Genomic DNA, 9,518 nt, shown 5'->3' with positions numbered 1-9,518 from the left:
AACAACACCTCAGCCAACTCCGCCGCCGCACCCACCACATGCTCACAATTGTCCAACACCAACAACATCCGCCGCCGCCCCAGATGCTCCACGAGCCGTGCGGTGGCGTCGCGGCGTACGGGGGCGCGGTCCTCGCGCGCCGCGAGCTGGGTCTCGCGCAGGCCGAGGGCGCTGAGGACCGCGCCCGGCACGGCGGACGGGTCGTCGAGCGGGGCCAGTTCGACCAGCCAGGCGCCGGGCGGTGCGGCCTCCTCCGCGAGCCGGGTCTTGCCCGAGCCGCCGGGTCCCGTGAGCGTGACGAGGCGGGAGCGCGCGAGGTCGGCCCGCAGGTCGGCGATGTCGCGCTCGCGGCCCACGAAGGACGTGAGGCGCGGGCGGATGTTGCCGCGCGCCTGGCCCTGCGGGTCCGCGTCAGGGGCCGGCGCGCGGCTCGGCGGGGGCTCGGCGAGCAGGGCGGCGTGCAGGGCAGCGGGCTCGGGGCCCGGGTCGGTGCCGAGGTCGTCGGCGAGGGTCCTGCGCAGCCGCTCGTACGCGGCGAGGGCGTCGGCGCGGCGGCCCGCGTCGCGCAGCGCGCGGATCAACTGGGCGTGCAGCGGCTCGTCGTAGGGGTGCTCGGCGGTCAGCGCGGTCAGCTCGGCGAGCGCGGAGTCCGCGCTGCCGCGCCGCAGGTCGGCCTCGATGCGCTGCCGCAGCGCGGCGAACCGCCGTGCCTCCGGGCGGACTCCGTGGTCGCCGCCCGACCGGTCCGGCAGGTCGGCGAGCGCGGGGCCGCGCCACAGGCCGAGCGCCTCGCGCAGCGTGCGGGCCGCGCCCTCCGCGTCGCCTGCGGCGAGCTGGGCCGCGCCCTCGTCGGCGAGGCGCTCGAACCCGTACAGGTCGACGTCCTCGCGGCCGGCCGCGAGGCGGTAGCCGCCGGGGGCGGAGACGACGGCGTCCCTGCCGAGGGCGCGGCGCAGCCGGCCGACGAGCGCCTGGAGGGCGGCGGGCGAGTCCTGCGGCGGGTCGTCCGCCCAGACGTCGGCGACGAGGTCGGCCACCGGGACCGTACGGCCCGGGCGCAGCGCGAGCGCGGCGAGCAGGGCGCGCAGCCGCGCGCCGCCGAGGGGGACGGCCAGGCCGCGCTCGTCGCGCGCCTGCGTGGCGCCCAGGATGAAGTACCGCACCGGGTCATTGTGGCGTGCGGCGCCGACACCGGCCCCCGGGCGGCCCGGAAGCGGCCGTTCCGCCGACGGGCGGCCGCACGCGGCCCCGGCCCCGGCCCCGGCCCCGGCCCGTGAACGTCCCTCAAGCCCGCAAGGTCGGCCGCGGCACCACGCCGCCTGCCACCGCGCGGCGGCGCGGGGCGGCCGTGCCGGTCCAGCAGGTGCCGCGGCGGGAGAGCAGGCGGCGCAGCCACAGCTCGGTGGAGACGAGGTCGGCGAGGCCGTCGAGCGGGACCGGCTCGCCGTCGGCCGCGGCGCGCAGCGCCTTGCGCACGACGCGGGCCTCCACGATCCCCGCGTCGGCGAGCAGCGGCGCGTCGAAGAGGCTCACCAGCTCGCCCATCGCCGCGCGCAGGCCCACCCGTTGGACGGCCGCGTAGGTCGCGCGCGAGGTGGCGCCCCAGCCGGGCGGCAGGTCGTGGATGCCGGTGCCTGCGAGGACCGTGCGCAGGATCTCGGCGCGGGCGTCCGGCTGGACGCGCAGCGCCTCCGGCAGCTCGCGGCAGGCCCGTACGACCTGGTTGTCGAGGAACGGCGCGTGCAGGCGCTGGCTGCGGATCTCCGCTGCCTGCTCGAAGACGCGGTGGTCGGCGGCGTAGCGGGCGAGCGCGGCCCTGGCGCGCGCCTCGCCGGGGCGCTGCACGGACTGCGGCCTGGTGGCGGCGGTCCGCAGCCGCCTCGCGACCTGGGAGAGCGCCTCGCCGGTGAGCCAGCGCGCGGCGGGCCCGGGGCGCGACCAGGTGAGGGCGGCGAGCGAGGCGTCGACGGGGCCGCCGTAACCGTTCGGCGGGAGGCCCCTGTTGACCTCGGGGAGCCGGGCGGCCGCGTCCTCCATGCCGGTCCTGTACGGGGTGCGGGCGAGGCGGCGGGCCGCGCGGTAGACGGTCAGCGGCACGAAGAGGGACGACGGCGAAGCGCCCTCGGAGCGCGCCAGTTCGGCGACCGGGTGCAGGAGGTGGCGTCTGCGGCGGTCGAGCAGCAGGTCGGCGAGGCGCGCGGGGTGGGCGTCGAGGACCTGCCGCGCGCCGGCGCCCGTCAGGTGGTCGGCGCTGCCCGCCGCGAGGCGCCGCTTGTGCCGGGCGGCGCTGACCAGCGCGGGGCCTGGCTCGTCGGTGAGCGGGCCTTCGAGGTCGGCGTACGGGAGGGCCTCGGCGCCTCCGGTGACGACGACGTGGTGGAGGCGCGGGTTCTCCGCGATGAGGGCGGCGCGCTCAAGCTCCGCCTCGTCGCGGCCGCCCTTGGTGAGGTCGTTGAAGGTGACGGCGAGGAGGCGCTCGCCCGCGCCCGTGCCGTGGCCGAGCACGGTGCCGGGCGCGCCGGGCAGCCCGGCGGCGAGCAGCGCGAGCGTGGCGGACCCCGAGCCGCCCGAGAGGTCGGCGCCGATGCCGGGCAGCGGCGCGCCGCGCGCGGCCCGCCGGTCGGCAGGGCCCATGCCGGGCACGGGCCCCGGGTCGGGCAGCGGTGCCTCCGGGGCGTGCCGGGGCGCGGTGAGCCGGGTCCGCACGGCCTGGACGAGTGCCTCGCCGACGTCCTCGATCGCGCGCTCCGGGTCGCGCTGCGGCGCGGCGACTGCCAGGGAGGAGACCTGCTCGTAGCCGGTGATCTCGCGTGAGCCCTCGCGGAGGATGAGGGCGTGTCCAGGCGGCACCCGTCTGACGCCCTCGTACGGCGTGGAGTCGCGCAGCACCTCGGGCGTCTCGGGGCAGGCGAGCACCGCGGCGAGGTGCCCGACGTCGAGCTGCGCCTCGATGAGGTCGGCGAGCGGCAGGGCGGCGGTCGCGTAGGCGGTGCCGCCCGCCCAGGGCGTGTGGAAGACGGGGCGGGCGCCCGCGAGGTCGCCCGCGATGGTGACGCGCCGCCCGATCTGCGCGACGGCGGTGTAGCTGCCCGGCCAGGCGGTGAGGTGGCGCAGGGCGCCGCCGCGCGCGGCGACGATGCCGAGGCGCAGCTCGTCGTCGGTGGCGCCGCAGCAGCCCAGTACGGCAAGGCGGTTGAAGGGGTCGACGGAGACGACGCGGACCTCGTCCGGGCGCCAGTCGCCGACCGCCCAGAGCGGATCGGGGTCGCCCCACAGGAGTTGGGAGCCGACGGGCGTGATCGTGCCGCCGTCGCCCGCGTCGGTGACGGCGTCCACGGCGCCGACCGTGCCGAAGTGCGCGGCGATACTGCTCCACCCCACCAGCCAGCGCATCGCCGCCTCCACACCCTGTGGACCATCCGGGCCGTCGCCCGTTCGGGACCATGCTGCCATGACAACGGCGCACAGGAGGGGGGACGGTGGCGTGCGTCCGGAGATGCATGCGCCCCTGGCATGCACCGGTTGGCCGGATTCGACCCCTTGCCTGACGGCTTGTTCCGTCCCCCGCCGTCCGCGCCGGGCTTCGATCCGCGGGCCGCACGCCGCGCGGAGACAGACGTCATTCGGCCAATCTCCGGCGCCCTGTGCGGCGCGCCGCGGCGCCGCCCCGGCGCGTTCGCAGCGTACGCACGCTCGGTCCGGGAGACGCCGCGCGCCTCCCGGACCGGTCCGCCGCCCGCGGGGATTCGAGGCAGCGGATGTCCCCCAGCCCGCTGGTTCCAGTGCGCAGCGGGCCGACCCACGCAGGACAATGGAAGCGCTCTCATCCGCTTCGGGCCACGGCGCACGGCCGGGCGCACGGCCACACGCGAGGAGCACGCACCGCCCGTGCGACGGCGTGCGCCGCCGTCCTGAACCCGGCGGAACTCCCGTGCGCACGGGCCACATTCCCGCCATCCGGAAGTCCGCCCCTTAACGGTCGGGATGTGTCGAACTACGCTGGGTTTACGAATGCCGCGCGCCTATGCCGCGACGCGGCGGCCGTCTGCGTGTCGAGGGGTGGCGCATGTCCAGGGAGCTACGCGGGCCGAACGAGAAGCTCGGCACGGTTCTCGCCCTCGCGGGAATCAGCAACGCCGGCCTCGCCCGCCGGGTCAACGACCTCGGGGCGCAGCGCGGTCTGACGCTTCGCTACGACAAGACGTCGGTGGCGCGGTGGGTGTCGAAGGGGATGGTCCCGCAGGGGGCCGCCCCGCACCTCATCGCGTCCGCGATCGGCGCGAAGCTCGGCAGGCCCGTGCCGCTGCACGAGATCGGGCTCGCCGACGCCGATCCCGCGCCTGAGGTGGGGCTCGCGTTCCCGCGCGACGTCGGGCAGGCCGTGCGCACGGCGACCGAGCTGTACCGCCTCGACCTGGCGGGCCGCAGGGCGGGCAGCGGCGGCATCTGGCAGTCGCTGGCTGGTTCCTTCTCCGTCAGCGCGTACGCGACGCCCGCTTCGCGCTGGCTGATAACCCCGGCCGACTCGTCGGTGGCGCGCGACACGTCCACCGCACTGGCCGCGCGCGGGGCGCACGGCGGGGACGCGGGCCGCGGCAGGGCGGCGCGCCGGGGGCCCGCGGGCCCGACCACGGCGGGCGCCGGCCTGGTCAAGCAGCCGGCGGCGGCCGAGACCGCGCCCGCCGAAGGCCAGGCGGCCGACGGCGCGGAGGGCGCCGCACCGCTCAGAGTCGGCCACAGCGATGTCGCGAAGCTCCGCGAGGCGGCGGCCGACGCCCGCCGCTGGGACTCCAAGTACGGCGGCGGCGACTGGCGTTCCTCGATGGTCCCCGAGTGCCTGCGGGTCGACGCGGCGCCGCTGCTGCTCGGCGCGTACAGCGACGAGGTGGGGCGCGGCCTGTTCGGCGCCACCGCGGAACTGACCAGGCTGGCCGGCTGGATGGCCTTCGACACGGGCCAGCAGGAGGCCGCCCAGCGGTACTACATCCAGGCGCTGCGGCTGGCCCGCGCCGCCGCCGACGTGCCGCTCGGCGGGTACGTCCTCGCGTCGATGTCCCTCCAGGCCACCTACCGCGGCTTCGCCGACGAGGGCGTCGACCTGGCGCAGGCCGCCGTCGAGCGCAACAGGGGCCTGGCGACGGCCCGCACGATGAGCTTCTTCCGCCTCGTGGAGGCGCGCGCGCACGCGAAGGCGGGCGACGCGACGGCGGCGGGCGCGGCGCTGAAGGCCGCCGAGGGGTGGCTGGAGCGCTCGCGCACGGGCGACGCCGACCCGTCGTGGCTCGCCTTCTACTCGTACGACCGGTTCGCGGCGGACGCGGCCGAGTGCTACCGGGACCTGAAACTGCCGCGCCAGGTAAGGCAGTTCACGGAGCAGGCGCTGTCCAAGCCGACGGAGGAGTTCGTGCGCTCGCACGGCCTGCGCCTCGTGGTGAGCGCCGTGGCCGAGCTGGAGTCGGGCAATCTGGACGCGGCGTGCGCCGCGGGCACCCGCGCGGTGGAGGTCGCGAACCGCATCTCGTCCGCGCGCACCACCGAGTACGTACGGGACCTGCTGCACCGCCTCGAACCGTACGGGGACGAGCCGCGCGTCGCGGAGCTGCGGGAGCGCGCGCGGCCGCTGCTGATGGCGCCCGCGTAGCCGGAGTCCTCGCGCGGCCGCGGTCAAAGTCCTCGCGCGCCCGTGGTCCGGTCCGGCGCGCCCGCGGCCCTCGGGCTCCCCGCGGCCGGTTCCGCTCGTCGGCGGGTCCCGCTCACCGCCCCCGCGCCGCCGCTGTCGGCGGCGGGGTGCACCATCGGGGTGGGAGGTGAGCGGATGGCCGCGCGTGCGGGGTTCGACTGCGACGTACTGGTGATCGGCGGCGGCATCGTCGGCCTGTCGACGGCGTACGCGCTGACGCGCACCGCGCCGGGCGTGCGCGTGGCGGTCGTCGAGAAGGAGCCGGGCCCGGGCCGCCACCAGACGGGGCGCAACAGCGGGGTCATCCACAGCGGCATCTACTACCCGCCGGGCTCGCTCAAGGCGCGGTACGCGCTCAGCGGCTCGGCCGAGATGGTCCGCTTCTGCGGGGAGCACGGGATCGCGCACGCGGTGACGGGCAAGCTGATCGTCGCGAAGGACCGCAAGGAGCTGCCGAGGCTGCGCGCGCTCGCCGAGCGCGGCAGGGCCCACGGCATCCCCGTGCGCGAGCTGGGCCCCGCGCAGATCAGGGAGCACGAGCCGGAGGCGCGCGGGGTGGCGGCGCTGCACGTCGCGACCACCGGCGTCTGCGACTACGCGGCGGTGGCCGGGCAGCTCGCCAGGTCGGCGGCGGACGCGGGCGCGCAGGTGCGCTACGGCGCGGGCGTCACCGCGGTCGACCGGCGGCCGTGGGGCGTCGCGGTGCGCACGGCGCCCGGCGAGATCCTGCGGGCGCGCGCCCTGGTGAACTGCGCGGGCCTCCAGTGCGACCGGGTGGCGCGGCTCACGGGCGATGACCCGGGCATGCGGATCGTGCCCTTCCGCGGGGAGTACTACGAGCTGGCGCGGCCCGACCTGGTGCGGGGCCTGGTCTACCCGGTGCCGGAACCGGCCTTCCCCTTCCTCGGCGTGCACCTGACGCGCGGCGTCGACGGCGGCGGGGTGCACGTCGGGCCGAACGCGGTCCCCGCGCTCGCCCGCGAGGGATACGGCTGGTCCACGGTGCGCCCACGCGAGGTGGCGACCACCCTCGCCTGGCCCGGCGCCTGGCGGATGGCCGCGAGGCACTGGCGGTACGGGGCCGGCGAGGTCCACCGCTCGCTGGCGAAGCGCGCGTTCGCCGCCGAGGTCCGCAGGCTGCTGCCCGCGGTCACCGACGCCGACCTGCGGCCCGCCGCCTCCGGCGTGCGCGCCCAGGCCGTGCTGCCCGACGGCTCCCTGGCCGACGACTTCCTGATACGCCGGGCGCCCCGCGCCGTCCATGTGCTCAACGCCCCCTCCCCCGCGGCCACGGCCTCCCTCCCCATCGGCCGCGCGGTCGCCCGCTGGGCGCTCGAAGCCCTGGACTGACCTGCGCGGGCGCCGTCCTGGCCGGTCCCGGGGCCCGGCGCGGGATCCGGCGCCGGCCCGAGGGGGCGGGCGGGCGCGTTTACCATGGGGGCACCATGTCCCAGTCGCAGACGCCGAGCCGCATGTTCCCCGACGGAGGGCCCGCAGCCGATCCCGCGGGTGATCACTTCGAGCGCCGCATCCGCAGCTTCCAGCCACGCAGGAGCCGGGTGACCGCGGGGCAGGCCGACGCGATCCGCAGGCTGTGGCCCGCGTGGGGCTTCGACGTGGACGGGCAGCGGGTCCTCGACCTCGACGCGGTCTTCGGCGGCGCGCCCGTCGTGCTGGAGATCGGCTTCGGCATGGGCGAGACCACCGCCCTGATGGCCGAGGCCGAGCCGGAGACCGGCCTCATCGCCGTCGACGTGCACACCCCTGGCCAGGGCAACCTGCTCGCGCTCGCCGAGCGCGCGGGGCTCACCAATCTGCGCGTGGCCAACGGCGACGCCGTCATCCTGCTGCGCGAGATGCTGCCGCCGGGCTCCCTCGCGGGCGTCCGCGTGTACTTCCCCGACCCCTGGCCGAAGAAGCGCCACCACAAGCGGCGCCTCCTCCAGCCCGAGTTCCTGGATCTCGCCGCCACCCGAATGGCTCCCGGCGCCGTGCTGCACTGCGCCACCGACTGGGAGCCGTACGCGGAGCAGATGCTCGACGTGCTCACCGCGCACCCCGCGTTCGAGAACACGGCGCCCGGCGGCGGCTTCGCCGAGCGGCCCGCCTTCCGGCCCCTGACCCGCTTCGAAGGACAAGGGCTCGACAAGGGCCACGTGGTGCGTGACCTGCTGTTCCGCAGGTCCTGCGACTGACGCGGCGGGCCGCGGGACGGCCGCCGCGCGCCCGCTCACGCGCCCCCTGGCCGCCCGAGGCCCCATCGCCGTTGTCAGCGCCCGTCGTTAGGGTCGGTACGTGAGCCGACCGACCCCGCACGTCCTGACGCGGCCGCCCGCGGCGCGCCGAGGCGCCCGCGCGCTCCGGCAGCGCGCCCGCGGCCTCTGGGCACGGCGCGGCGTGCGGGCCGGCGTGCTGGTCGGGGCGCTCACCGTCTGCGGCGTCGTGATCCTCGCCCTCGTGCGGGACCAGACCGGCACGGAGGGCTTCCTTGTCGGCCTCGGCCTCGCGGCCGCGCCCGTGCCCGTGCTGATGGCCGTCTTCCGCTGGGTCGACCGCGTCGCGCCCGCGCCCTGGCGCACCCTGTTCTTCGCGTTCGCCTGGGGCGCCTGTGCGGCGGCGCTGGTGGCGATCATCGCGAACTCCTTCGCGACGGAGTGGCTCGCCACCGCGACCGCCGACCCGCACGGCGCCGAGTCGCTGGGCGCCACGGCCATAGCGCCGGTCGTCGAGGAGAGCGCGAAGGGCACGGCGGTCCTGCTGCTCTTCCTCTTCCGCAGGCGCCACTTCACCGGAGTGGCGGACGGCGTCGTCTTCGCCGGGTTCACCGCCACCGGCTTCGCCTTCACGGAGAACATCCTCTACCTGGGCAACGCCTTCGGCGAGGACAAGGTGCTCGGCAGCACCGGCCTGGCGTCCTTCACCGTGGCGACGTTCTTCGTACGGATCGTGCTCTCGCCGTTCGCGCACCCCCTGTTCACCGTGCTCACCGGCATCGGCTTCGGCCTGTCCGCCCTGGCCGCAGGCCGGCACGCCCGGCTGAAGCGGCTGCTGCCGCCGCCGGCCGGGCTGGTCTGCGCGATGGGCCTGCACGCACTGTGGAACAGCTCGTCGGGTGCCTTCGGCCCCTACGGCTTCTACGTCGTCTACGCGCTGTTCATGGTGCCCGTGTTCGGTCTCGTGACGGGCGTGACGATAGGGGCGCGCCAGCACGGCCTGCGGACGGTCGCCGCGGTGCTGCCCGCGTACGTCGCGGCCGGCTGGTGCGGGCCCGCGGCGCCCGCGGCCCTCTCGTCCATGCGGGCGCGGGCGGCGGCGCGGGACTACGCGGGCCGCACATACGGCGCCGCGGCCGCGCGCGCCGTCGTGGAGTACGGGCGGGCCGCGACGGCGCTCGCCCTGCTGCGGCACCGGCTGGAGCGGGGCGCCCCGGTGCCCGGCTTCCCCGCGCGCGAGCGGGAGCTGCTGGAGCGGATGGCCGAGCGCCGCGGCCCCGCGGAGCCCGCGCTGCTGCACGCGGCGCGGGTGACGGGCCGGATCGCCGCGCCGCCCCCGCACCGCGACTACCTGGCGTACAACCCGTACCGCGAGCACCCGGCTGCGCCCCGCAGCGGCCACGCGGCGGCCGGCCCGTGCCGCGGCGCACGCGCGCCGCACTCCGCCCGCGGCACCACGGCGTACGGTCGCTGCCCGGCCCGCGACTCCCCCGGCCCGCGCGCCGCTCCGTACCCGGACCGCGCCGCCTAGGGAGTGTCTTCAAAAGAGCGTCGTCCGCCCGGAGGGCGGGGTCGGGGTGGTCCGGTGCGTGCGATCGCAAGGCGGAGGAGTGAGTCGACGCGGA

Annotated in this window: 6 protein-coding genes; 4 read left to right on the top strand and 2 right to left on the bottom strand. The window is 77.2% G+C overall.

The annotated features are described in order from the left end of the window. Together AB0910_RS30865 and AB0910_RS30860 are read right to left on the bottom strand one after the other, a co-directional pair. The coding region (locus AB0910_RS30865) for a BTAD domain-containing putative transcriptional regulator (protein ID WP_366747970.1) at nucleotides 1-1,163 on the bottom strand (1,163 nt) is incomplete at its 3' end. Between the two features lie 121 nt (nucleotides 1,164-1,284). Beyond that, nucleotides 1,285-3,393 carry an asparagine synthase-related protein gene (locus AB0910_RS30860; protein ID WP_366747969.1) on the bottom strand — a complete coding sequence of 703 codons (2,109 nt, stop codon included), beginning with the start codon at nucleotides 3,391-3,393 and terminating at the stop codon, nucleotides 1,285-1,287. Between the two features lie 673 nt (nucleotides 3,394-4,066). Here AB0910_RS30860 and AB0910_RS30855 point away from each other — a divergent pair. From AB0910_RS30855 to AB0910_RS30840, 4 genes are all read left to right on the top strand, one after another. Continuing rightward, nucleotides 4,067-5,641 (top strand): sporulation protein, encoded by a 1,575-nt coding sequence (locus tag AB0910_RS30855; protein WP_366747968.1) that lies wholly within the window; start codon nucleotides 4,067-4,069, stop codon nucleotides 5,639-5,641. A gap of 174 nt (nucleotides 5,642-5,815) precedes the next feature. Beyond that, complete coding sequence (gene lhgO, locus AB0910_RS30850) at nucleotides 5,816-7,030, top strand: L-2-hydroxyglutarate oxidase (protein ID WP_366747967.1); 1,215 nt, start codon at nucleotides 5,816-5,818, stop codon at nucleotides 7,028-7,030. Between the two features lie 95 nt (nucleotides 7,031-7,125). Beyond that, entirely contained in the window at nucleotides 7,126-7,875 is a 750-nt protein-coding gene (gene trmB, locus AB0910_RS30845) for a tRNA (guanosine(46)-N7)-methyltransferase TrmB (protein WP_366747966.1), read from the top strand. 202 nt (nucleotides 7,876-8,077) lie between these two features. Beyond that, the gene (locus tag AB0910_RS30840; protein ID WP_366747971.1) at nucleotides 8,078-9,424 is read left to right on the top strand and encodes a PrsW family intramembrane metalloprotease; all 1,347 of its coding nucleotides are present in this window, start codon (nucleotides 8,078-8,080) and stop codon (nucleotides 9,422-9,424) included. Nucleotides 9,425-9,518: the final 94 nt, after the last annotated feature.

Source organism: Streptomyces sp. NPDC047002 (assembly GCF_040704505.1).
Classification (GTDB): domain Bacteria; phylum Actinomycetota; class Actinomycetes; order Streptomycetales; family Streptomycetaceae; genus Streptomyces.
The sequence above is the reverse complement of the archived record's forward strand: the minus strand, read 5'-3'. Positions and strand labels throughout refer to the sequence as shown.